General features: G+C 71.7%; 9 protein-coding genes and 2 pseudogenes. 8 read left to right on the top strand and 3 right to left on the bottom strand.

Annotation, left to right across the window (positions count from 1 at the left end; translation table 11 throughout):
* Positions 1 to 288: 288 nt before the first annotated feature.
* The 3 genes and pseudogenes from H4W80_RS50760 to H4W80_RS50750 all read right to left on the bottom strand — a co-directional run.
* Positions 289 to 4,785: pseudogene (locus H4W80_RS50760) on the bottom strand (type I polyketide synthase); the annotation flags it as partial.
* A gap of 61 nt (positions 4,786 to 4,846) precedes the next feature.
* Positions 4,847 to 6,124, bottom strand: coding sequence for an activator-dependent family glycosyltransferase (locus H4W80_RS50755; protein WP_192791621.1), 1,278 nt, complete (start codon positions 6,122 to 6,124; stop codon positions 4,847 to 4,849).
* 158 nt (positions 6,125 to 6,282) lie between these two features.
* Complete coding sequence (locus tag H4W80_RS50750; protein ID WP_192791620.1) at positions 6,283 to 7,338, bottom strand: helix-turn-helix domain-containing protein; 1,056 nt, start codon at positions 7,336 to 7,338, stop codon at positions 6,283 to 6,285.
* A gap of 305 nt (positions 7,339 to 7,643) precedes the next feature.
* Between H4W80_RS50750 and H4W80_RS50745 the strand changes: the two genes are divergently transcribed.
* The 8 genes and pseudogenes from H4W80_RS50745 to H4W80_RS50710 all read left to right on the top strand — a co-directional run bounded on the left by H4W80_RS50745 (position 7,644) and on the right by H4W80_RS50710 (position 25,203).
* Positions 7,644 to 8,543, top strand: coding sequence for a proline iminopeptidase-family hydrolase (locus H4W80_RS50745; RefSeq protein WP_192791619.1), 900 nt, complete (start codon positions 7,644 to 7,646; stop codon positions 8,541 to 8,543).
* A 43-nt stretch (positions 8,544 to 8,586) separates the two neighbouring features.
* Complete coding sequence (locus H4W80_RS50740) at positions 8,587 to 9,834, top strand: type III PLP-dependent enzyme domain-containing protein (protein WP_225964121.1); 1,248 nt, start codon at positions 8,587 to 8,589, stop codon at positions 9,832 to 9,834.
* A gap of 94 nt (positions 9,835 to 9,928) precedes the next feature.
* Positions 9,929 to 10,840: an acyl carrier protein gene (locus tag H4W80_RS63150; protein ID WP_192791618.1), complete on the top strand. Its 912-nt coding sequence runs from the start codon at positions 9,929 to 9,931 to the stop codon at positions 10,838 to 10,840.
* A pseudogene (locus H4W80_RS64950) lies at positions 10,804 to 12,836 on the top strand (type I polyketide synthase); the annotation flags it as partial. The gene H4W80_RS63150 and the pseudogene H4W80_RS64950, both read left to right, overlap by 37 nt.
* Positions 12,816 to 21,899 carry an SDR family NAD(P)-dependent oxidoreductase gene (locus H4W80_RS64945; protein WP_475717320.1) on the top strand — a complete coding sequence of 3,028 codons (9,084 nt, stop codon included), beginning with the start codon at positions 12,816 to 12,818 and terminating at the stop codon, positions 21,897 to 21,899. The pseudogene H4W80_RS64950 and the gene H4W80_RS64945, both read left to right, overlap by 21 nt.
* 71 nt (positions 21,900 to 21,970) lie before the next feature.
* Entirely contained in the window at positions 21,971 to 23,317 is a 1,347-nt protein-coding gene (gene ccrA / locus H4W80_RS50720; RefSeq protein ID WP_192791616.1) for a crotonyl-CoA carboxylase/reductase, read from the top strand.
* Positions 23,318 to 23,334: 17 nt separating this feature from the next.
* A complete protein-coding gene (locus H4W80_RS50715) occupies positions 23,335 to 24,096 on the top strand; it encodes an SDR family NAD(P)-dependent oxidoreductase (protein WP_192791615.1) in 762 nt (253 codons plus the stop codon).
* Between the two features lie 93 nt (positions 24,097 to 24,189).
* Positions 24,190 to 25,203, top strand: coding sequence for an alpha/beta hydrolase (locus H4W80_RS50710; protein WP_225964120.1), 1,014 nt, complete (start codon positions 24,190 to 24,192; stop codon positions 25,201 to 25,203).
* Positions 25,204 to 25,206 lie beyond the last annotated feature (3 nt).

Here is a 25,206-nt window from a genome sequence, read left to right as displayed (position 1 = left end):
CAGCAGGTGCTGCTTGGCGGGCGAGGCGGTGGCGAACACCTCCGCGCCCAGGTGCCGGGCGATCTGGATCGCGGCCATGCCCACGCCGCCCGCGCCGGAGTGGATCAGCACCCGCTCGCCGCGCGAGAGCCCGGCCAGATCGACCAGCCCGTACCAGGCGGTCGCGAACGCTCCCGGGACCGAGGCCGCGCGGGCGAAACTCCACCCCTGCGGCATCCTCGTCATCATGCGGCGATCAGCGACCACCCGAGGACCGAACGCGGCCTCACCCAGGCCCATCACCCGATCCCCGACCCGAACCCCTTCCACCCCGGGCCCGACCTCGGACACCACACCGGCGAACTCGCCGCCGATCGGCTCGCCCTGCTCGGGCACCATGCCCAACGCCACGACCACATCACGGAAGTTCAGACCGGCCGCACGGACGTCCACGCGGACTTCACCAGCAGCCAGCTCCCGATCGGCCTCCGGCGCCGGAACCAAAGCCAGCTCTTCCAGGGACCCCTTGGCCGGGCAGTCCAGCCGCCAGGCTTGCGGCCCGTCAGGCGTCGCGAGATCACCAGAGGTGTCCGCGCGCGCCAGACGGGGCACCAGCACCCGGCCGGCCCGCACCGCCAGCTGCGGCTCGTCCTCCACACCCAGCAGCGAGGCCAGCGCGGTGAGCGACTCGGCCGCGTCGTCGAGGTCGACCAGCAGGATCCGGCCGGGGTTCTCGGCCTGGGCAGAGCGCACCAGCCCCGACACCGCCGCACCGACCAAAGCACCACCGGTCTCAGTACCGGTCTCGGCGCCGGTCGTCACCGCGCCGCTGGTGACCAGCACCAGCCGTGTCTCGGCCAGCCGCTCATCAGCCAGCCAGCCGCCCAGCACACCTACGACCCGATCCAGCTCCGGCCGTAAACCGTCCAAAAGCCTGTCCTGGCCAGAAGCCGTCGGCAGGCGCAGCACCACCGCAGCGGGAAGATCCCGCCCGGACGCGACCGCATCACCCACCGCCGCCACATCCGCGTACTCCGCGACGCCACCACCAGCAGCCTGGACAGCCGCGGCCAGAGCAGGCCACCGCTCACCCACCACCGCCACATCCCCGGCCACAGAGCCGGCCGGCTCACCCGGCAGCGGCACCCACTGCACGCGATGCAGGGCATCATGCCCAGGCTGCGGACGCGACGACGACAGCCCATCCGCGGGCAGCGGACGCGAGATCAAGCTCGTGACGACCGCGACCGGCGCGCCGGTGCCATCGGCGATCCGGATGCTGGAAGCACCGCCCTCAGCAGGAAGGACATGAACGCGCACCTGCTGAGCCCCGGAAGCGAGCAGCTCCACCCCGTTCCAGGCGAACGGCAGCGCGACCCCCTCAGCCTCCTCGATCAGACCGGTGGCATGCAGCGCGGCATCCAGCAGAGCCGGATGGATGCCGTAACCACCCGCCTCGGCGGCCTCCCGCTCGTCGAGCTCCACCTCGGCGAACACCTCGTTGTCCCGGATCCAGGCCCGCTTGAGACCTTGGAAGGCCGGACCGTATCCATATCCGGTGCTGGCCAGCGTCTCGTAGTGGCTGGACACGTCCACTGCGTCTGCCCCCGCCGGCGGCCACTGCTCGTCGGCAGGGCTCGGGAGGCTGCTTGTTGCAGTGAGGGTTCCTGCGGCGTGACGCGTCCAGGATCGCTGACCGGTACGGGCATGCACCGCCACCTCACGCCGACCGTCCTCACCAGCAGAGGACACCGCCACCTGAAGCTGGACCGGCTCATCCCCATCGATGACCAGCGGCGCCTCAAGCGTCAGCTCCTCCACCACCGGGCAGCCGACCTCGTCACCCGCCCGCACCACCAGCTCCACGAACCCGGTGCCGGGGAAGACCACCGTCTCCCCCACCCCGTGATCGGCCAGCCAGGGATGCGTGGCGGTCGAGATCCGGCCGGTCAGCACCAGCCCGCCCTGATCCGGCAGCTCAACAGCCGCGCCCAGCAGCGGGTGGTCCACCCGGGTCAGGCCCAGCCCGCCCGCGTCCGCCACCCCCGCCACGCCAGGCTCCAGCCAGTAACGCCGGTGCTGGAACGCATACGTGGGCAACTCAGCACCCACGGCGGTGCCGGGCAGGAGCCGTAGCCAGTCCACCCCCACCCCGGCGGCGAACGCCTCGCCCGCCGAGCGCACGAACCGCCCCGGCCCGCCCTCGCCCCGGCGCAGCGATGCCGCGGCGACCCCCGACGAGGCGGTGGCGTCCAGGATGTCCTGCACCGCCATCGTCAGCACCGGATGCGGGCTCACCTCGAGGAAGAAGTCGTGGCCGTCGCGAATCGCGACTCGTACGGCGTCCTCGAAGCGCACGCGCTGGCGCAGGTTGGTGTACCAGTAGTCGGCCCCCAGCCGCACGGTGTCCAGCGGCTCCGCCACGACCGTGGAGTAGAACGGCACGTCGGCGGAGCGGGGTTCGAGCCCGGCCAGTTCGGCGAGGACGGTCTCGCGCAGCCCCTCCACCTGGGCGGAGTGCGAGGCGTAGTCCACCGCGATCTTCCGAGCCTGGACGCCCTCACCGGTGATCGCCGCGAAGAACTCCTCCAGGTCGGCGGCCCCGCCGGACACGACGACGGAGGACGGGCCGTTCACGGCGGCCACCGAGAGCCGGTCGCTCCACGGTTCGAGCCGCCGTACCAGCTCCTCGTACGGCAGCAGCACGGCCAGCATGCCGCCCGTCCCGGCGAGCTCTCTGCGGATGACCTTGCCGCGCTGGGCGACCACGCGGGCCGCGTCCCGCAGCGACAGCGCCCCGGCCACGCACGCCGCGGCCACCTCGCCCTGCGAATGCCCGATCACCGCGGCCGGACGGACCCCTACCGACTCCCACAATGCCGCCAGGGAAACCATGACCGCCCAGGTGGCGGGCTGGACGACGTCGACCCGGTCCAGGGTCGGAGCTCCGTCCTCACCGCGCAGCACGGCGAGCAGGTCCCAGTCGACGAACTCGCTCAGCGCCTGCCCGCATTCGGCCAGCCGGGCGGCGAACACCGGCGACGCCTGCGCCAGCTCCACGCCCATCCCGGCCCACTGCGCCCCCTGACCGGGGAACACCAGCACCGCTTCCCGCTGCCCCGACGCCGTACCGGAGACCACCCCGGGGACGGACTCGCCGGCCGCCAGGGCACGCAGGCCGCTCAGCAGCTCCTCCCGGTCCGCGCCCACCACCACGGCACGGTCCTCGAAGGCCGCGCGGGCACGCACCAGCGACAGCGCGATGTCCTCCGCGGACGTCTCCGGCCGGGCCTCGACATGGTCGGCCAGCCGCGACGCCTGAGCGCGCAACGCCTCCTCACCGCGCCCCGACAGCACCCACGGCACCGCACCCGACACCGCCGGAGCACTCTCGGGCGCGTCCGGCCGCGGCTGCGGCTCCTCGGCCTGCTCCACGATCACGTGCGCGTTCGTCCCGCTCACGCCGAACGACGACACACCCGCCCGCCGCGGCCGGCCGTCCGGCTGCGGCCAGTCCCGCGTCTGCTCCAGCAGCCGGACCTGGCCCTCCTCCCAGTCGACGTGACTGGACGGGGCGGACACGTACAGGGTCTGCGGCAGGAGGCCCTCGCGGGTGGCCATGACCATCTTGATCACGCCGGCGACGCCCGCGGCGGCCTGGGTGTGGCCGATGTTCGACTTCACCGACCCCAGCCACAGCGGCTGCGCCGGGTCACGGTCCCGCCCGTACGTCGCCAGCAGCGCCTGCGCCTCGATCGGGTCGCCGAGCGTGGTGCCCGTGCCGTGCGCCTCGACCACGTCCACCTCGGCGGCCGTCACCCCGGCGTTGGTCAGCGCCTGGCGGATCACCCGCTCCTGCGAAGGGCCGTTGGGCGCGGTAAGGCCGTTGCTGGCCCCATCCTGGTTGACCGCGGTGCCGCGGATGACCGCCAGGACCTGGTGGCCGTTGGCCCGCGCGTCGGACAGGCGCTCCAGCAGCAGCATGCCGACGCCCTCGGCGAACACGGTGCCGTCGGCGTCGTCGGAGAAGGCCTTGCACCTGCCGTCACGGGCCAGCCCCTGCTGCCGGCTGAAGTCCACCATCAGCTCGGGGGTCGGCATCACGGTCACGCCGCCCGCGAGCGCGAGCGTGCTCTCCCCGCTGCGCAGCGACTGGCAGGCCAGGTGGATGGCGACGAGCGAGGAGGAGCAGGCGGTGTCGACCGTGACCGCGGGGCCCTCCAGGCCCAGGCTGTAGGCCACTCGGCCGGAGATGACGGAGCTGGTGTTGCCGGTCTGCACGTACCCCTCGACGCCCTCGGGGAACGGCCCGAGCCCCGAGACGTAGCCGGTTTGCGTACCGCCGACGAAGACGCCGGTGGGGGTGCCGCGCAGCGTGCCGGGGTCGATCGCGGCCCGTTCCAGCGCCTCCCAGGCGACCTCCAGCACGTGCCGCTGCTGCGGGTCCATCACCAGGGCCTCGCGCGGGCTGATCCCGAAGAAGCCGGCGTCGAAGTCGCCCGCCCCTTCGAGGAAACCGCCGTCCCGCGCGTACGTCGTGCCGCTGGCCGTGTGGTCCTCGTCGTAGAGCGTCTCGAGGTCCCAGCCGCGGTCGCCGGGGAAGGAGGAGATGCCCGAGCGGGCCTCCACCAGCATGTTCCACAGGTCCTCCGGCGAGTTCACCCCGCCGGGGTAGCGGCAGCTCATCGCCACGATCGCGATCGGCTCACGATCCTTCGCCTCGACCTCGCGCAGCCGCCGGCGGGTGCGCTGAAGGTCGGCGGTAGCACGCTTGAGGTAGTCCCGGAACTTGTCGTCAGTGGCCATGGGATTCTCAACCAGCCTTGAGGTAGTGAGGCGGAACGGGACGGACGTGAGCCTGCGCGGTCTAGCCGGCTGTCCGCCGGTGGCGGAGCACGTGCTCTTCCAGGTCCTTGACCAGGTCGTGCGGGGTCGGGGTCTCCCGTATCTCCTGACTGGTCTTCTGTGCGCGCTCGGTGAAGGTGGAGTCGTTCAGGATCCGCTGCAGCTCGGTGCGCAGCGTTTCGGCCGAGAACCGGTCCGGCGGGAGGTGCACGCCCACGCCGTGCGCTTCGATGGCGTCCGCGACCTGGTCCTCGTCGTGCAGCGCGTGCGGGATGATGAGCTGCGGGACGCCGTTGAGCAGCGCCGTCAGGGTGCTGCCCGTCCCCGCGTGGTGGACGATCGCCGAGCAGCTCTTGAGCAGCGGGTCCAGCGGCACGAACCCGGGGATCCGGACGTTGTCGGGGACCGTGGCCCCGGCGGGGACGGAAGCGGGGCCCAGCAGGGCGACGACCTCGATGTCCAGGTCGGCGACGGCCTCGAACAGGTCGGGGTAGCCCAGCTTCGCGCGGCCGGCCCACACCTCCTGGTAGGAGTTGCCCAGGGTGACGCAGACCCGCGGCCGCTCCGGCTCCGCCCGCAGCCAGTCGGGGATGGTCCCGGGGCCGTTGTACGCGACGTAGCGCACGGGCAGGTAGTCGTAGTCCGCCGGCAGGCGCAGCCAGGACGGGAGCGAGTCGATGGTCGTCTGGCCGAGGACGAGGTCGTCGTCGTACTCGCAGCCGTACTTCTCCAGTTTGGCGGTGAGCCAGTCGCGCACCGGGTCCTCGCCGGCGGCCTCGGGGCGCTCGGCCCGCAGGCGCAGGAACAGCTCGCGTAAGCGGCCCCAGTGGTCGCGGCCGATGGTCGTCCGGGCGTGCGCGGCGCCGCAGGCCGCCGCCGCCACCGGTCCCGTGTACGTCATGCTGTCCCAGATGACCAGGTCAGGGCGCCACGAGCGGCAGAAGTCGACCATGCCGTCGAAGACGGACTCGTCGGTGTTCACGTCCAGCGCCATCGGGGAGGCGAAGGCCGCGAGGCAGTCGCGCACGTACTCGTAGGTGAGGACCTCGGGCCGGATCTCCGTGATGGAGTATCCGGACCCGTAGATGGTCTCCTCGGGTGCCATCGCCGCGACGCGCTCGGCGTATCTCGCCTCGTCGCCGACGGCGACGCCCATCAGTCCCGTCTGCTGCACCAGGGGCATGATGTCGGGTTGGGCCGCGATGACGACGTCGTGGCCCGCGGCCTTGAGCGCCCAGCCGAGCGGCACCACGAGGTTGAGATGAGCGCTGGCCGCGAGTTGGGTGACAACGACGCGCATTCCGCATCCTTCCGGCAGGTACAAGGTCGGCCGGGCGGCGGCGCGCAATGCGCCCTCCCGCTCACAGGTGGATGTCGTGAGCAGGGCCGCCAGAGCCCCATCGACTCTCACGAGACAGTAATCAGCCACGTGAGAGGCACCGACCCCTAGATCACCCCTCAGGCCCCCCTGGGGGCTTCCGCCGTACTGGGGTGCTCGCCGAGCCGTCGCAGCGTGAGTGCGAGGGCCAGGCGGGCGCGGCCCTCGGCCGGCTGCACGGGGAAGCCGAGCTCGCTCTCGGCCCGGGCCAGCCGGGCGGCGACGGAGCTGCGGTGGATGTAGAGCCGGGAGGCGGTCTGGCGGATGGAGTCGCTGGCCGCGAAGACGTCCAGCGTCGCCAGGACGGAGTCCCCGTTGGCCCCTTGCGCCAGGCGCTCCAGTGCGGCGACGTCCGGGGAAGCGCCGATGGCCTCGTACGGCAGGTGCTCGGCGAGGAGGGCGAAGCCGCCCAGCCGGTCCCAGTGGACGACCCTGCCCCACAGCTCGCCCGGGCCGGCGAAGCGCAGTGCCGTACGCGCCATGTGCCAGGCCCGGGCGGCGCTCGCGGGCGGAACGCGCGGGCTCACCCCGACCGCCGAGCTCGTGCTCGCGTGAGCGTCGGGCCAGGGCGGGCCGGAGACGATGACCCCGTACACCTGCCCGAGACGGGCCACCCTGCCGCCGAGCCCGGAGGCGTCACCGGCGACGGCGAACACCTGCACGGGACGATCCGGCCTCAGCCCGAGGAGCTTCAGCGCCCGGGAGCGGCCGGCCTCGTCGACGGCCGTGCCGAGGACGAGTTCGACGAGCGCGGGGTCGCCGAACGCCGGGGCGGGCTCCCGCCTGCCCAGGACGGCGGCGCAGGCGATGGCGAACCGTTCGAGGAGCATGGCGTCGATCGGGTACGCCTGGCCGCGCCGCTCGATCCACACCTCGCCGCCGTTCACGAGCTCGTGCCTCTTGGCACCCGGGTCGGCGGGCCCGTCGAGCGCGCCGCCGCCGGCGCTCACCCGCCGATGCACCCCCAGACCGGGAACGCTCACCCCTACGGGGCATTCCGCGAGCCGCGCGGCCTCCAGCAGGAGCCGGTCCAGATCGGTGCCGTTCTGCAGGAGCACGTCGAAGAAGCTGATCACCCTGAGCTCGTCACCCGCGTGGGCGTCGAGTTCGGAAAGGCGTAACAGCAGGTGCTTCATCTGGTCGACCTCGGCTCTGATTTTGCGTTCACTCGGGCTCGGAAAAAGCGACGCCGCGCCCGGCGGTCGCCATTCGGGGTGAATGTTCGCAACCGAACGGTATACGGATGCCGGGGTTTCCCGGCGGGTCCGGGGAACGGAATCCCGCCCTATAGGGGATACGCACGGGTCGGATAGGGGTCCGCCCTCGATCGGCCTTCACCTAGCGTCGGCAGGGCCGCTCACCTGCGCATTGGGCGGCATTTCGATGAATGGACCCGGGCGTGGGGCGCCGTCTCCGCGCCGAGCGTGATGAGGTGGTTGACTTGGCCCGAGCCCCCAGCGCCAGGGGAACCCTGCCGTTCGGCGACCACGTGACCTGGTACCGGGTGACCGGCACCCCGGGAAAGGGGAAACCGGCGGTCGTGGCCCTGCACGGCGGGCCCGGCGGCACCCATGACTATCTGCTCCCCATGGCGGAGCTCGCCGACGCCGGATGGCCGGTCGTCCATTACGACCAGCTCGGGAACGGCGGTTCCTCGCACCTCGACGACGTGGACCCGGGATTCTGGACGCCGGAGCTGTTCGACGCCGAGCTGGGCAATCTGCTGAACCGCCTGGGCATCGCCGGCGACTACGTTCTCTTCGGCCATTCCTGGGGCGGTCTGCTGGCCGCCAAACACGCGTCCGGGCGGCCGTCCGGGCTGCGCGGCCTGGTCATCGCGAACTCGCCGGCCTCGTACCCGGAATGGCGTAAAGAGCTGAAGATCCTGCGCGACCTGCTGCCGAGCGGGGTGAACGAGACGCTGCTCGCCCACGAGGCGGCCGGGACGACGGACACCCGCGAATACTTCGACGCGATGATGGTCTTCTACAACCGGCACGTGATCCGTACGCAGCCGTGGCCGCGCGAATTCAAGGCCACGTTCATGGACACGCTCAGCAATCCGACCGTCTACCACGCCATGAACGGGCCGTGCGAATTCCACGTGATCGGCAGCCTGAAGGACTGGGACGTCATGGACCTCCTGCCCGGCATCGACGTGCCCACGTTGGTGATCTCGGGCCGGCACGACGAGGTGACCCAGGAGTCGGTCCGGCCTTTCCTCGAGCTCATTCCCGGGGCCCGCGGAAAGGTCTTCGAGGATTCCAGCCATTCGCCGCACCTGGAGGAGCCGGAGCTCTTCCGGCGGGTCCTGCTCGAATTTCTCGCCGGCCTGGCCTGACTTGGGCCGCCGCTCTTGATGCCCTCGCCCAAGGAGAGAAATCTTGAACGACGCCACCGATATCGTGAAGAGCGACGCCGAGCTCGCCGCGCGCTACGGATCGCCGCTGTACGTCTACGACCTCGAACGTGCCGTCGCGGCTTATGACGACCTCCGCACCTCGCTGCCCGAGGGGACGGTCGTCTATTTCTCGTTCAAGGCCAACCCCCATCCGGAGATCGCCGAGGCGCTGCGGGAGCGCGGCGGCTCGGCGTGCAAGGCCGAGATCAGCTCCACGGGCGAGCTCGCCGCGGCTCTGCAGGCGGGCTTCGACCCGCTCGACATCCTCTACACCGGGCCCGGCAAGACGACCGAGGAGGTGGAGGCCGCCCTGGAGGCCGGCGTCCGCCGTTTCTCCGTCGAGTCGGTCAACGACCTGCGCCGGATCGGGCAGGCCGCCTTGGGACAGGACGCGGTCGCCGACTGCCTCCTGCGGGTGAACAGCACCGCCTCGGGGGCCACCACCAGCATCCGCATGACGGGGGCTCCCTCCCAGTTCGGCTTCGACAGCGAGACGCTCCCCGAGCTCATGCCGGAGCTCCGGTCGGTGCCCGGCACCCGGCTGTCGGGGATGCACCTGTTCTCGCTGAGCAACGCCAAGGACGAGGAATCCCTGATCGCCGAGTTCAAGCACACGATCACCGCGGCGGCCGAGGTCCGCGACTCGACGGGCCTGGAGCCGGAGCTGCTGGACATCGGCGGCGGCTTCGCCTCCCCGTACCTCTCCCCCGGCGAACGCCCCGTCTACGGCGGGCTGCGCGCGGCGCTCGAGGAGGTCCTCGACTCGCACTTCGCGGGCTGGCGCACCGGCAGCCCGCAGGTCGCCTGCGAGTCCGGGCGGTACCTGGTCGGCGACTGCGGCCGGCTCGTGTGCACCGTCACCAACGTCAAGGAGAGCCGCGGCGGCCGGTTCGTCATCCTGGACGCCGGGATCAACACGCTGGGCGGCATGTCCGGGCTCGGCCGGCTGCTGCCGGTCTCCATCCAGTTCGAGTCCTCGGAGCCCGTGGAGCCCTTGGAGCGGGCCAGCCTCGTCGGCCCCCTCTGCACCCCGGGCGACATCCTCGGCCGCAACGTCCCCATACCCGATCTCCGCCCCGGGGACGTCGTGACCGTCCCGAACGCGGGGGCCTACGGCATGACGGCGAGCCTGCTCATGTTCCTGGGCCGCCCGGCGCCCACCGAGGTCGTCATGCGCGGCGACCGGGTCGTCTCCTCGTCCCACGTGCTGTTCGTCCGCATGTACGAGTAGCACCACCCACCTGCCCTGCAGGTATCCATCGTCGGCTGTCCCGGCTCAACCGCCGCGGACAGGATCACTGCGGTTCATATGGAGAGTCGAACAGATGAGCCAGTCCGGAAACAGCGAATTCGAAGCCAGCGGCACCCCGACCACGAGGGCCGGACGAGCGACGGCCTTCACCCTGCGACTGGCTGACCTCTCCATGGCGGAACGCCGGGCGTCCCTGATCGAACTGGTGGGCCGGACGACGCTCGACGTGATGAGCGCCGTACTGCCCGGGCTGCTGGAGACGGTCTCCCCCGAGCAGACCTTCAAGGACATGGGGCTCGACTCCCTCGCGGCGGTCGAACTGCACGACCGGCTCGCCGCCGAGCTCGGCGTCGAACTCCCGATCGGCATCGCCTTCGACTACCCGACGCCGGCCGTTCTCGCCGACTACCTGCTCACCGAGGCGCTCGGGCTCGGCGAACGGCGAACCGCCGAGATCACGGCCGCCGTCGGCTCCGACGAGCCCATCGCGATCGTCGGCATGGCCTGCCGCTACCCCGGCGGCGTGGCCACGCCCGAGCAGCTGTGGGAGCTGATCACCGAGGGCCGGGAGACCGTGACCGGGTTCCCGACCGACCGGGGATGGGACCTCGACCGGCTCTTCGACGACGACCCCGACGCCGGCAACACCACCTATGCGCGGGTGGGCCACTTCCTGCACGACGCCGCGGAGTTCGACGCGGCGTTCTTCGGGATCAGCCCGCGCGAGGCCGTGGCGATGGACCCGCAGCAGCGGCTGATCCTGGAGACCTGCTGGGAGGCCGTCGAACGGGCCGGCATCAACCCCCAGACCCTGCACCAGAGCCGGACCGGCGTCTTCATCGGCGCCGAACCGCAGGACTACGGCCCCCGGCTGCACCAGGCGCCCTGCCCGAGGGCAGCGAGGGTTACCTGGGGACGGGCAACTCCAGCTCCGTCATCTCCGGCCGGGTGGCGTACACGCTGGGCCTGGAGGGGCCCGCGGTGACCGTGGACACCGCGTGCTCCTCCTCGCTCGTGGCCATCCACATGGCCTGCCAGTCGCTGCGCGCCGGCGAGAGCACGCTCGCGCTCGCCGGCGGCGTGACGATCATGGCCACGCCGGAGCTTCTCGTGGACTTCAGCCACCAGCGCGGCCTGGCGCGGGATGACCGGTGCAAGGCGTTCTCCGACGAGGCCGACGGCACCGTCCTGTCCGAGGGCGTCGGGGTGCTGGTGCTGGAGCGGTTGTCGGACGCGGTGGCCGCAGGTCATCGGGTGCTGGGGGTGATCCGCGGGTCGGCGGTCAATCAGGACGGCGCCAGTAATGGGCTGACGGCTCCGAACGGCCCCTCGCAGGAGCGCGTGATCCGTCAGGCGCTGGCGAACGCCGGGTTGTCGGGTGCCGAGGTGGACGCCGTCGAGGCGCACGGCACGGGGACCGCGCTCGGCGACCCGATCGAGGCGCACGCGCTGCTGGCCACGTATGGGCGGGACCGTGACCCTGAGCAGCCGTTGTGGCTGGGGTCGGTGAAGTCGAACATCGGCCACACGCAGGCCGCCGCCGGAGTGGCCGGTGTGATCAAGATGGTGCTGGCGATGCGGCACGGGTTGTTGCCGCGGACGCTGCATGTGTCCGCTCCTACGGCGCATGTCGATTGGGAGCAGGGTCAGGTTCGGCTGCTGGAGCAGGCGCGGGAGTGGCCGGAGCCGGACGGGCGGCCGCGGCGGGCGGGTGTGTCGTCGTTCGGGGTGAGCGGGACGAACGCGCACGTGATCGTGGAGCAGGCTCCCGAGCCGCAGCTGGAGGCACCCGGGGACGCTCCTGTGGTGTCGGGTGTGGTGCCGTGGGTGCTGTCGGGGCGCGGTGAGGAGGCGTTGCGCGCTCAGGCGTCGCGGTTGGCCGAGTATGTCGTGGCGCGGCCGGAGTTGCCGATCGGCGAGGTCGGGCTGTCGCTGGTGCGCACGCGGCCGGTGTTCGAGGAGCGCGCCGTCGTCATGGGCGCCGACCGGGAGGAGTTGCTGAGCGGGCTGCAGTCGCTGGCGGCGGGGGAGCCCGGTGCCGGGGTGGTGGCCGGCTCGGTGTCGGGTCCGGCGTCGGGGCGGCGGGATGCGGTGCTGGTGTTCCCCGGTCAGGGGGCGCAGTGGGCCGGGATGGGGGTGGAGCTGGCGCAGGCGTCGCCGGTGTTCGCCGCCCGGTTGGAGGAGTGCTTCGCCGAGATCCGGCGGTGGGTGGACTGGGACCCGGCCCAGGTGCTGGCCGATGCCGAGAGTCTGCAGTCCATCGAGAGGCTGCAGCCGGTCGCGTTCGCGGTCGGGGTCGCGCTGGCCGAGCTGTGGGAGTCCATCGGCGTCCGCCCGACCGCGGTGGTGGGCCACTCGCAGGGTGAGGTGGCGGCAGCCTGCGTGGCGGGGGTGTTGTCGCTGGCCGACGCGGTGCGGGTGGTGGTGTTGCGCAGCCGGTTGTTCGCCGCCGAGTTGTGGGGACGCGGCGCGATCGCCGCTGTGGGGTTGCCTGCTGAGGTGGTGCGGGAGCGTATCGCCTCGCTGGGCGCGGGGTTGGAGGTGAGCGCGGACAACGGGCCCGCTTCGTGTGCGGTGGCGGGGCCGACCCAGGCGCTGGAGAGCTGGTCGAGCGTCTGCGTGGTGAGGGGGTGCGGGCGCGGGTGATCGCGACCACGGTGGCCTCGCATTCGCAGATGGTCGAGCCGTTGCGTGAGCAGTTGCTGGAGATGCTGGGCCCGATCACGCCTGGGGCGGGGCGGGTGCCGGTGTATTCGACGGTGACGGGTGGGGTGCTGGCGGGTTCGGAGCTGGGGGCGGAGTACTGGTTCTCCAATGCGCGCCGGCCGGTGGACTTCCAGGGCGCGGTGCGGGCGTTGCTGGCCGATGGCCGCACCGCGTTCGTGGAGGTGAGCCCGCATCCGGTGTTGACGATGGCGGTGCAGGACATCCTGGACGCGGCGGCCTCGCCAGGCGTTGCGGTGGGCTCGCTGCGCCGGGGCGAGGGCGGCCCGGATCGGTTCGTGCGCTCGGTGGCCGAGGCGTTCACCGCCGGTGTCGCCGTGGACTGGGAACGGCTTCTGACCGCGCCCGGCACAGGCGTTGAGCTGCCTACGTATGCGTTCCAGCATCGGCGTTACTGGCTGGAGCCCGCCACGACCGGTGTGTCGGACGCGGGTGGGCTGGGCCAGTCCCGGGTGGACCACCCGCTGCTCGGGGCTGCGGTGGAGCTGCCCGACCAGGGCAGGCTGGTGCTGACCGGCCGGATCTCGACCGCCACACATCCCTGGCTCTCCGATCATGGCGTGGGACAGACCGTGATCTTCCCCGGCACCGGGTTCGTCGAGCTGGCCGTGCGGGCGGGCGACGAGGTCGGCTGCCCCGTGCTGGAGGAGCTGACGCTTGAGGCGCCGCTGGTCATCGAGGGCGACGAAGCGGTCCAGCTCCAGGTGGCGGTGTCCTCCGCCGGTGAGGACGGCCGCCGCGAGGTGGCGATTCACGCCCGTACCGGTCGACGGCCTTGGACGCGTCATGCTGCCGGCACCCTCACCGAGACGACCGGCACCGCGGGCCCTGCCGATGGGCAGTGGCCGCCTGCGGGGGCCCAGGCGGTGGACGTGTCCGGCCACTACGAGACGCTGGCCGCCTCCGGATACGGGTACGGTCCGGCCTTCCAGGGACTCAAGCGGGCCTGGATCCGCGACGCCGAGGTGTTCGCCGAGGTGGAGCTCGACGAGCGAGAGGCCGCCGAAGCAGACCAGTACGGCATCCACCCGGCGCTGCTGGACGCCGCCCTGCACGCCACGGGCCTCATCGAGCAGGCTGACGGCGTCGTGCTCCCGTTCGCCTGGAACGGGGTGGAGCTCCTGGCTTCCGGCGCTCAGCAGCTGCGCGTCCACGTCCTTCCGGCCGAGGGCGGCGCCACCAGCATCCACATCACCGACACCACCGGCGCGCCGGTAGCCATCATCGCCAGCCTGATCTCGCGCCCGCTTCCGGCCGGCGGACTGTCGTCGCGTCCGCAGCCTGGGCATGATGCGCTGCATCGCGTGCAGTGGGTGCCGCTGCCGGGTGAGCCGGCCGGTTCTGTGGCCGGGGATGTGGCGGTGGTGGGTGAGCGGTGGCCTGCTCTGGCCGCGGCTATCCAGGCTGCTGGTGGTGGCGTCGGGGAGTTCGTGGATGTGGCGGCGGTGGGTGATGCGGTCGCGTCCGGCCAGCCTCTGCCCGCTGCGGTGGTGCTGCGCCTGCCGACGGCTTCTGGTCAGGACCGGCTGAGGCCGGAGCTGGATCGGGTTGTGGGGGTTCTGGGCGGCTGGCTGGCTGATGAGCGGCTGGCCGAGACACGGCTGGTGCTGGTCACCAGCGGCGCGGTGACAACCGGCACCAAGACCGGTACTGAGACCGGTGGTGCTTTGGTCGGTGCGGCGGTGTCGGGGCTGGTGCGCTCTGCCCAGGCCGAGAACCCCGGCCGGATCCTGCTGGTCGACCTCGACGACGCGGCCGAGTCGCTCACCGCGCTGGCCTCGCTGCTGGGCGTGGAGGACGAGCCGCAGCTGGCGGTGCGGGCCGGCCGGGTGCTGGTGCCCCGTCTGGCCCGCGCGGACACCTCTGGTGATCTCGCGACGCCTGACGGGCCGCAAGCCTGGCGGCTGGACTGCCCGGCCAAGGGATCCCTGGAAGAGCTGGCGTTGATCCCGGCGCCGGAGGCTGACCGGGAGCTGGCTGCTGGTGAAGTCCGCGTGGACGTCCGCGCGGCCGGGTTGAACTTCCGTGATGTGGTCGTGGCGTTGGGCATGGTGCCCGAGCAGGGCGAGCCGATCGGCGGCGAGTTCGCCGGTGTGGTGTCCGAGGTCGGGCCCGGGGTGGAAGGGGTTCGGGTCGGGGATCGGGTGATGGGCCTGGGTGAGGCCGCGTTCGGTCCTCGGGTGGTCGTCGATCAGCGGTTGCTGGTCGCCTTGCCTGCGGGCTGGTCGTTCGCCCAGGGTGCCGGGGTGACGGTGGCGTTCGCGACCGCCTGGTACGGGCTGGTCGACCTGGCCGGGCTCGCGCGTGGTGAGCGGGTGCTGATCCACTCCGGCGCGGGCGGGGTCGGCATGGCCGCCATCCAGATCGCCCGGCACCTGGGCGCGGAAGTCTTCGCCACCGCCTCGCCCGCCAAGCAGCATCTGCTGCGGGCGCTGGGCGTGCCTGACGATCACATCGCTTCTTCCCGTGACCTGGATTTCGCCGATGCCTTCGCTGCGGTGATGGGCGGGGCGGGGATGGATGTGGTGCTCAACTCGCTGGCCGGGCCTTTCACCGACGCATCGTTGGATCTGCTTGCTGAGGGTGGCCGGTTCATCGAGATGGGCAAGACCGACCGCCGCGATCCCGCTCAGGTGGCGGAAACTCATCCGCAAGTGCGGTATCGCAGCTTCGACCTCATGGACGCCGGCTACGACCGGATCGGCCAAATGCTCGCCGAACAACTGGACTTGTTCGCCAACCAGGAACTGGCCGCTCTCCCCGTGCGGTGCTGGCCGGTTCAGCAGGCCCGCCAGGCGTTCCGTCACATGGCCCAAGCCCGCCACACCGGCAAGATCATCCTCACGATGCCGCGCAGCCTGGACCCCGACGGCACCGTGCTGATCACCGGCGGCACCGGCGGCCTGGGCGCCATCCTGGCCCGCCACCTCGCCACCGAACACCAGGTCAAGCACCTGCTGCTGGCCTCCCGCCGAGGAGACCAGGCCCCCGACGCCGACCAACTCCGCACCGACCTGGAAGCAGCCGGCGCGACCGTCGACATCGCGGCCTGCGACCTGGCCGACTCCGAGCAGGTGGCGGGTCTGCTCGACCAGGTTTCCGCCGAGCACCCGCTCACCGCTGTCTTCCACACCGCCGGAGTCCTGGATGACGGCGTGGTCACCTCCCTCACCCCCGACAAGATCGACCGGGTACTGAGGCCGAAGGCAGACGCCGCCTGGCACCTCCACCACGCCACCCGCCACCTGGACCTGGCAGCGTTCGTGCTCTACTCCTCCTCAGCCGGCACCCTCGACAGCGCCGGGCAAGGCAACTACTCCGCCGCCAACGCCTTCCTCGACGCACTCGCCATCCACCGCCACACCACCGGCCTACCCGCCCAAGCCCTCGCCTGGGGACTCTGGCACCAACCCAGCGGCATGAGCGCCCACCTCACCACCACCGACATCACCCGCATCGAACAAGCCGGCTACCACCAGATCACCACCACCCAAGGCAACCAACTCCTCGACACCGCCCTGACCACACCCCAACCCCACCTCCTCCCCCTCCCCATCAACACCCACACCCTCAGCAACCGCCACGACGGCGTACCGGCGATTCTGCGTGGGCTGGCTCGCACGCCCGCGCGTCGCACTGCCCGCACCGAGCCTGTCTCGGATGGCGGGTCGGCGCTGGAACGCCGTCTGGCCGGTCTTCCGGCGGCCGAGCAGGAGCACGTGCTGGTGTCCCTGGTGTGCGCCGAAGCGGCAGCGGTCCTAGGGCATGCCTCCGGCGAGGCGATCCAGGCGGGACGTCCGTTCAAGGACCTGGGCTTCGACTCCCTGACTTCTGTCGAGTTGCGTAACCGGCTGAGCCGGGCCGCCGGCATGAAACTGCCCGCGACGCTGGTGTTCGATCACCCCACCCCGACCGCCCTGGCAGCGCACCTCCTCCAGCGCGTCACCGGCAACAACGCGGCCTCCCCGGCCGCGCCGGTCCGGGCCGCGTCCACCTCCGCCGGGGTCGGGGAGCCGATCGCGATCGTGGCGATGAGCTGCCGCTACCCCGGCGGGGTGAACTCTCCGGAGGATCTGTGGGAGATGCTGGTGCAGGGCCGTTCGGGTATCTCGTCGTTCCCTGAGGATCGGGGCTGGGACCTGGAGGCGTTGTATGACCCGGACCCGGATCATGTGGGGACCACGTATCTGCGGGAGGGCGGGTTCCTGAAGGACGCGGCCGGGTTCGACGCGGCGTTCTTCGGGATCAGTCCGCGTGAGGCGATCGCGATCGATCCGCAGCAGCGGTTGCTGCTGGAGACGTCGTGGGAGGTTCTGGAACGGGCGGGGATCGACCCGGACACGCTCCGTGGCACCCCGACCGGCGTCTTCATCGGCGGAACTCAGACCGGTTATGGCTCAGGGCCTGGACCGTACCCCGAGGAGATCGAGGGATACCTGCAGACCGGAAACGCCGGCTCGGTCATGTCGGGGCGGGTGGCCTACAACCTCGGGCTCGAAGGCCCGGCGTTGACGGTGGACACCGCTTGCTCCTCCTCCCTCGTTGCCATCCATCTGGCCTGCGAGTCCCTGCGCAGAGGTGAAAGCGCGCTGGCACTCGCGGGCGGCGTGACGGTCATGGCGACACCTGAGCTCCTGGTGGACTTCAGCCGTCAGCGTGGTCTGGCGCGGGACGGCCGGTGCAAGGCGTTCTCCGACGAGGCCGACGGCACCGTCTTCTCCGAAGGCGTGGGCATCCTGCTGCTGGAGCGGTTGTCGGAGGCGCAGGCCAACGGCCATCAGGTTCTGGGTGTGATCCGTGGGTCGGCGGTGAACCAGGACGGCGCCAGCAACGGCCTGTCGGCCCCCAACGGTCCTTCCCAGGAGCGGGTGATCCGTCAGGCGCTGGCCAACGCCGGTCTGGCCCCGGGTGACATCGACGCGGTCGAAGCGCACGGCACCGGCACCAAACTCGGCGACCCCATCGAGGCACAGGCTCTGCTGGCCACCTACGGGCGCGATCGGGACCCGGCGGACCCGCTGTGGCTGGGGTCGGTCAAGTCCAACTTCGGGCATTCGCAGGCCGCTTCCGGGGTGGCGGGTGTGATCAAGATGGTCCTGGCCGCGCGCGAAGGACTTCTTCCGCAGACTCTGCACATCACCACCCCCACCACCCACGTCGACTGGGAACAAGGCCAGATCCGCCTCCTCCAAAACCCCCAGAACTGGCCCCACAACGCCGACAAACCACGCCGCGCCGCCATCTCCTCCTTCGGCATCAGCGGCACCAACGCCCACCTCATCCTCGAACAAGCCCCCCACCTCGCCGTCGTCAGCACAGACACGGGCACAGGCGCAGGCACCAGGGCGGGCGCTGGCACCAGGGCGGGCGCTGAAGCCCCGCCGTCCCTGCCCCTGGTCCCGGTAGCCCTGTCCGCCCGTGACCAGACGAGCCTGGCCGCTCAGGCCGCCCGCCTGGCCGGCCACCTCACCACCCACCCCGACCTGCCACTGCACGACATCGCCCTATCGACCGCCACCACACGCGCCCACCTCGAACACCGCGCCGTCATCCTGGCCCGCAACACCGACGACCTCCACCACGCCCTCGACCACCTCACCGGCACAAACACAGCCGACAGCACGGGTCTTGGCACTGGCAACGGCGTCGCTAAGAGCAACGGCACCGGCAACAGCAACGGTGACGCGGGCGCGGGCGACGACAGCGACGGCTCGGGTGCTGGCGCGACCAATGGCACCGACATCAGCACCGCCATCGCGACCGCCAACGGCAACGGCAACGGCACTCATGACGGCACCGGCACCGGCACCGGCGCTCATGACGGCACCGGCACCACCACCAACGGCGCTAACGGCTCAAACGCCGCAACCGAATCCGCGACCGCAGCCGACAACGGAGCCGCGTCCGCCAACCCAGCCGGCACCCCCACCCGCCCGGACACCCCCAACGGCAACAGCAACGGCAACGGCAACGGCGTGGGCAGGGGCGTCAACATCATCACCGGACGCGCCCGACCCGGCAAAACCGCATTCCTCTACTCCGGACAAGGCGCCCAACACCCCGGCATGGGCCGCCAACTCTACGAAACCTTCCCCACCTTCGCCACCGCCCTCAACAACACCCTCGACGCCCTCGACCCCCACCTCGAACACCCCCTCCGCGACATCATGTGGGCCCAACCCCACACCCCCCAAGCCCACCTCCTCAACCAAACCACCTACACCCAACCCGCCCTCTTCGCCCTCCAAACCGCCCTCACCCACCTCCTCGCCAGCCTCGACATCCACCCCCACTACCTCGCCGGACACTCCCTCGGCGAAATCACCGCCGCCCACACCGCCGGCATCCTCACCCTCACCGACGCCGCCACCCTCATCACCCAACGCGCCCACCTCATGCAAACCCTCCCCCAAAGCGGCGCCATGACCGCCATCAACGCCACCCCCGAAGAAATCACCCCCCACCTCACCCCCCACACCGCCATCGCCGCCATCAACTCCCCCACCAGCACCGTCATCTCCGGCAACACCGAAGACGTCCAACACATCACCAACCACTTCACCAACCTCGGCCGCAAAACCCGCCCCCTCACCGTCTCCCACGCCTTCCACTCCCCCCTCCTCGACCCCATCCTCACCCCCCTCAACACCCTCGCCCACACCCTCACCCACCACCCCGCCCACACCCCCCTCATCACCAACACCACCGCCACCCCCACCCACACCCTCACCCCCACCCACTGGGCCCACCACGCCCGCCAACCCGTCCAATTCGCCAACACCATCACCCACCTCCACCACACCGGCGTCACCACCTACCTCGAAATCGGACCCGACACCACCCTGTCCGCCATCGCCCCCCACAACATCCCCGCAACCCACACCACCAGCCACTTCACCCCCACCCTCCGCAAAAACCACCCCGAACCCGACACCCTCCTGGCCGCCATCGCCACCACCCACACCCACAACACCACCACCACCCCCAACTGGCACCACCTCCTCCCCAACGCCACCACCACCGACCTGCCCACCTACCCCTTCCAACACCACCACTACTGGCTGGAGCCGCCGGCCCACGGGCACGGGTCGGAAGGCCCCCGGGACGACGGTTTCTGGAAGGCGTTGGAGTCGGAGGAGACGGAGGCGCTGGCCACCCGGTTGAAGGTGGACGCGGACGCCCTGCGGACCGTGCTTCCCGCCCTGTCGTCCCTGCGGGACGCGGAGCGCAAGCGGTCCGTACTCGACGACTGGCGTTACAAGCTGGTGTGGCGCGGCGTGAGCGCGCCGAGCGCGGCGGGGATCACCGGTACGGCGTGGCTGGTGGCCGTGCCCGCCGCGGGCGGCGATCCGCGGATCGTCCGGGACGTTTTGGACGGTCTGTCCGCGCGGGCCGCCCGGGTGCATCCGCTGGTCGTCGGCGGCGAGGACCGCACCGCGCTCGCTGAAGCCATACGCGCGCAGGCCCGGCCTGGACTGACCGGCGTGCTCTGTCTCCTGCCGCTCGACGACGAGCCGCACGAGGAGCACCCGACGCTGTCCCGGGGCGCCGCGGCGACCGTCACGTTGGTGCAGGCGCTGGCCGACGCGGAGGTGAGCGCGCCCCTGTGGCTGACCACGTCCGGCGCGGTCGCCCTGGACGACAGAGCCGCCGAAAACAGGGGCGCCGAAGGCAGGGCCACCGGAGACGCGGCCGCCAGAGACGCGGCCGGCGGAGAAGAGGCCGCCAGAGACGCGGCCGGCGGAGGCGAGGCCGGCGGAGGCGGGGCCGCGGAGGGCGTCAGTCCGTTCCAGACCGCGCTCTGGGGGCTCGGCGCGGTTCTCGCGGTGGACCACCCCGACACCTGGGGCGGCATCGTCGATCTTCCCCCCGCCCCGGGAGCCGACGACCTCGCGCTGCTCCAGGGGGTGCTCTCGGGCGCGAGCGGCGAGGACCAGGTGGCGATCCGCTCGGGCGTCGTACGGGCGCGCCGCATGGTGCGCTCCCCGAACGGCGGCGCGGACCGCGCACCGAGCTGGAAGCCGAGCGGAACGGTGCTGGTCACCGGCGGCACCAGCGGGGTCGGAGCGAACGTGGCGCGGTGGCTCGCCCGGGAGGGCGCCGGCCACCTGGTGCTGGTCAGCCGCCGTGGCCGCGGTGCCGACGGCGTCGCGGAGCTGGAGGCGGAGCTGACGGCGCTGGGCGCCGAGGTCACGGTGGCCGCCTGCGACGTGGCCGACCGCGCGGCGGTACGGGACCTGCTGGAGTCGATCCCCGGCCTGACGGCGGTGATGCACGCCGCCGGGGTCGGGCACGACGACGTGCTCGTGGCCGACACCACGCTGGAGGACTTCGCCGGCTACGCCCGGTCCAAGGTCATCGGGGCGATCAACCTGGACGAGCTCCTGGGTGACCGGCCGCTGGAGGCGTTCGTGATGTTCTCCTCCGGCGCGGCCGTGTGGGGATCGAGCGGGCAGGCCTCCTACGCCGCCGCCAACGCGTTCCTCGACGGGCTGGCGCAGCGCCGGCGGCTGCGCGGGCTCGCGGGCTCCTCGATCGCCTGGGGCGGCTGGGGTGGCGGCGGGATGATGGAGGACGCCGGGGAGCAGCTGGGCAGGAGCGGCCTGCGGCCGATGGCGCCCGACGCCGCGGCGATGGCCATCGGCCAGCTGGTCGGCAGCGGCGAGGGCCACCTGGTGGTGACCGACATCGACTGGGAGCGCTTCGCGCCCGCCTTCGCGCTGGCGCGGCCGCGTCCCCTGGTGAGCGCCGTTCCCGAGTTCACGCGGGCGCTCGAAGCGCCGGCCGCCACCGGGAGCGACGACGACGGTACGGCGTTCGCGGCGCGGCTCGCGGAGCTGCCGCCCGCCAAGCGGGAGCGCCTGGTGGTGTCCCTGGTACGCGCGGAGGCCGCGGCGGTACTGGGGCACACCTCGGACGACCCGGTCCAGCCGGACCGCGCGTTCAACGAGCTCGGGTTCGACTCGCTGACCGCGGTGGAGCTGCGCAACCGGCTGGGCCGGGCGACCGGCCTGAAGCTCCCGGCCACTCTGGTCTTCGACTATCCCACCCCGATCGCCCTCGCCCGGTTCGTCCAGGACAGGCTCGCGCCCGAGACGCCGTCGGGCTCGATCTTCGCCCAGCTCGACGAGATGGAGCGGCTGCTACGGGAGCAGGCGCTGTCCGCCGGGGACCGGGCGCAGATCAGCGACCGGTTCCGGGCCATCCTGCACGCGGCCGAAGGGGTGAACGGCGCGGCGGAGGAGGCCGGCCGGGACCTCGACGACCTTTCCGACGAGGAGCTCTTCGCCGCGCTGGACGACCAGCTCGGCGCGTCCTGACCCGGCGGGCCGCGCGTCCTGTCGCCGGCCCTTGACCCCCAACCCGCTCGAACTCCCGCCAAGGAGCATCGATGAAGGAAATCACAGACGTCCTCCTGTCCGAGCAGTACGACGCCGAGCAGCTCAGGAACCTCCGGATCCCGGAGAGCTACCGGGCGGCGGTCGTGCTCCACGACGACGTGGACATGTTCGGCGCCATCCCGGCCGAGAACCGCGATCCCGCGAAGTCGCTGACCCTGTCCGACGTCCCCACGCCGGAGCCCGGCCCCGGCGAGGTGCTCGTCGCGGTGATGGCGAGCAGCATCAACTACAACACGGTGTGGAGCGCCATCTTCGAGCCGATGCACACGTTCGGCTTCCTGAAGCGCTACGCGAAGGCGGTCCCGTCGGCCGGGATCCACGACCAGCCCTTCCACGTGCTCGGTTCGGACATGTCCGGCGTCGTGCTGAAGACCGGCGCCGGCGTCCACCGCTGGCAGGCCGGGGACAAGGTCGTGGCGCACTGCCTGTCGGTCGAGCTCTCCTCGGCCGACGGCCACGACGACAGCATGCTCGACCCCGACCAGCGCATCTGGGGGTACGAGACCAACTACGGCGGGCTCGCGCAGCTCAGCCTGGTCAAGGCCAACCAGCTCATGCCCAAGCCCGCCCACCTGACCTGGGAGGAGGCGGCGTCCTCCGGCCTGGTGCACTCCACGGCCTACCGCCAGCTCATCTCGCGCAACGGCGCGCAGATCAAGGTCGGCGACGTGGTGCTCATCTGGGGAGCCGCGGGCGGGCTCGGCTCGTACGCCACCCAGCTCGTCCTGCGCGCCGGGGCGATCCCGGTGTGCGTCGTCTCCAGCGACCACAAGGCCGAGCTGGTCCGGGCCCAGGGCGCGGAGCTGGTGATCAACCGGGCCGAGGAGGGCTTCCGGTTCTGGAAGGACCCGGAGACCCCCGACCCCAAGGAGTGGAAGCGGTTCGGGGCGCGGATCCGGGAGCTGACCGGCGGCGACGACCCCGACGTGGTCTTCGAGCACCCGGGCCGGGAGACCATGGGCGCGAGCGTGTACGTGGCCCGCCGCGGCGGCACGATCGTCACCTGCGCCTCCACCTCCGGCTACCAGCACCAGTACGACAACCGCTACCTGTGGATGGCGCTGAAGCGGATCGTCGGCACCCACTTCGCGAACTACCGGGAGGCCTGGGAGGCCAACCGGCTCATCGCCAAGGGGGCGATCCACCCCACCCTGTCCGCCGTCTACGACCTCGACGAGGTCGGGGTGGCGACCCGCCGCGTCCACGCGAACGCCCACAGCGGCAAGGTCGGGGTCCTGTGCCTGGCGCCGCGCCCCGGCCTCGGCGTCGACGACCCCGAGTTCCGCGCCCGCCACATCGACCAGATCAACCGGTTCCGCGAACCGTCGGACAACTAGCTTGCGGAGGATGAGACGTGGCTGCTGACCTGGCTTCCAAGGTCGTCGTGATCACAGGAGGGACTTCCGGCATCGGCAAGGCCGTCGCGGAGCGGGTCGCCGCCGACGGCGGCGCCGTGGTGATCGCGGCCCGGCGCGAGGACGTCGGCGCGCAGGTGGTGGCCGACATCCAGGCGAAGGGCGGCCGGGCGCTGTTCGTCCCGGCCGACGTCACGGTGGAGGCCGACGCCGAACGGGTGGTGCGCTCGGCGGTCACGGAGTTCGGCCGGCTGGACGGGGCGTTCAACAACGTCGGCGGCGTGAACGGGACCGGGCTGGTGTCCGACGTGGACGAGGCACATTGGCGGGCGGACCTGGAGCAGAACCTCACCAGTGTCTTCTACGGCCTCAAGCACCAGGTCCCGGCGATCCTGGCCGCCGGCGGGGGCTCGATCGTGACCAACGCCTCCACCTACGGCTGCGCCGGGATCCCGGGCGCGGCGCCGTACGTGGCCGCCAAGCACGGTGTGGTCGGGCTGACGAGGGCCGTCGCCCTGGAGAACGCCGAGCGGGGCGTACGGGTCAACGCGCTGGTCACCGGCAACGTCGACACCCCGCTGCTGCGCAACCTGCTGGGGGCGCCGCTGGACGGGCCGCTGGAGACCCGGGTGCCCAACCCCTCGGGACGGGCGGCGCAACCCGGGGAGATCGCCGCGCTCGTCGCGTTCCTCCTCAGCGACGACGCGGCCTTCATCACCGGCGCGGCCCTGGCCATCGACGGCGGCGCCACCGCGCAATGAACACCGGGCAATGACCACCCGGGCAATGACCACCCGCGCAATGAACACCGCCGTTCGGCCGGGCGGGCCCGCCCGGCGGCGGCCATTCGGCGGATGACCCGGCGCCGCCCCGGCACGGAGGATGATCTCATGCGCTACAACCTCGACTCAGAGCTCGCGCCGTGGGCGTCGATGATCCCCGACGTCGAACTCTCCCAGGTCGTCAACCGGGAGATCACCCTCACCCCCGAGGAAGAGCAGGCCTTCCACGACAAGCTCCCGCAGTACACGCCCGGCCGGCCCGTGGACATCAGCGATCGCGAGATCCCCGGTCCCGAGGGCGCGCCCCCGGTGAAGGTACGCCTCTACCGCCCGCCCGCCGCGGACCGGCCCCGGCCGGCGCTCCTCTACCTGCACGGGGGCGGGTTCGTCGCCTCCGACTTAGTGGTGTTCGACGCCCGGTGCACGGAGATCGCCGACCGGGTCGGCGCCGTCGTGGTGTCGGTCGACTACCGGCTCTCCCCCGAGACCCCGTTCCCCGGGGCGCTGGAGGACACGTACGCGTCGCTGACCTGGTTACACTCCGCGGCCGGGGAGCTAGGCGTGGACCCCGGGCGGATCGCGGTCGGCGGTGACAGCGCCGGCGGGAACCTGTCCGCGGCGGTCTCCCTCCTCGCCCGCGACCGCGGCGGCCCGGAGATCTGCTTCCAGTTCCTGGACGTGCCGGTGCTGGACGACCGGATGACGACGCGGTCCATGCGGGACTTCGTCGACACACCGAGCTGGAACAGCCGCAACAACGAGGCCATGTGGCGGTACTACCTCAAGGACGGCCCGGCTCCGGGCGGACCGGACGTGTCCCCCTACGCGGCGCCCATGCGGGCCGGCGACCTCACCGGGCTGCCCCCGGCGCTGGTGGTGGTGTGCGAGTTCGACCCGCTGCGCGACGAGGGCATCGAGTACGCCCAGCGCCTGGTGCAGGCGGGGGTCACGACGGAGCTCGTGCTGTATCCGGGGACCTTCCACGGCGCGTCCGTGATCGCGCACGCCGAGATCACGAAGAAGATGCGCGAGGACATGATCTTCTCGCTGCGCCGCGGGATGCGGGGCACGAAGCCCCGCCCCTAGCGT

It is taken from the genome of Nonomuraea angiospora (assembly GCF_014873145.1).
Taxonomy (GTDB): Bacteria; Actinomycetota; Actinomycetes; order Streptosporangiales; family Streptosporangiaceae; genus Nonomuraea; species Nonomuraea angiospora.
This window is presented reverse-complemented; position numbering and strand designations above follow the sequence as displayed.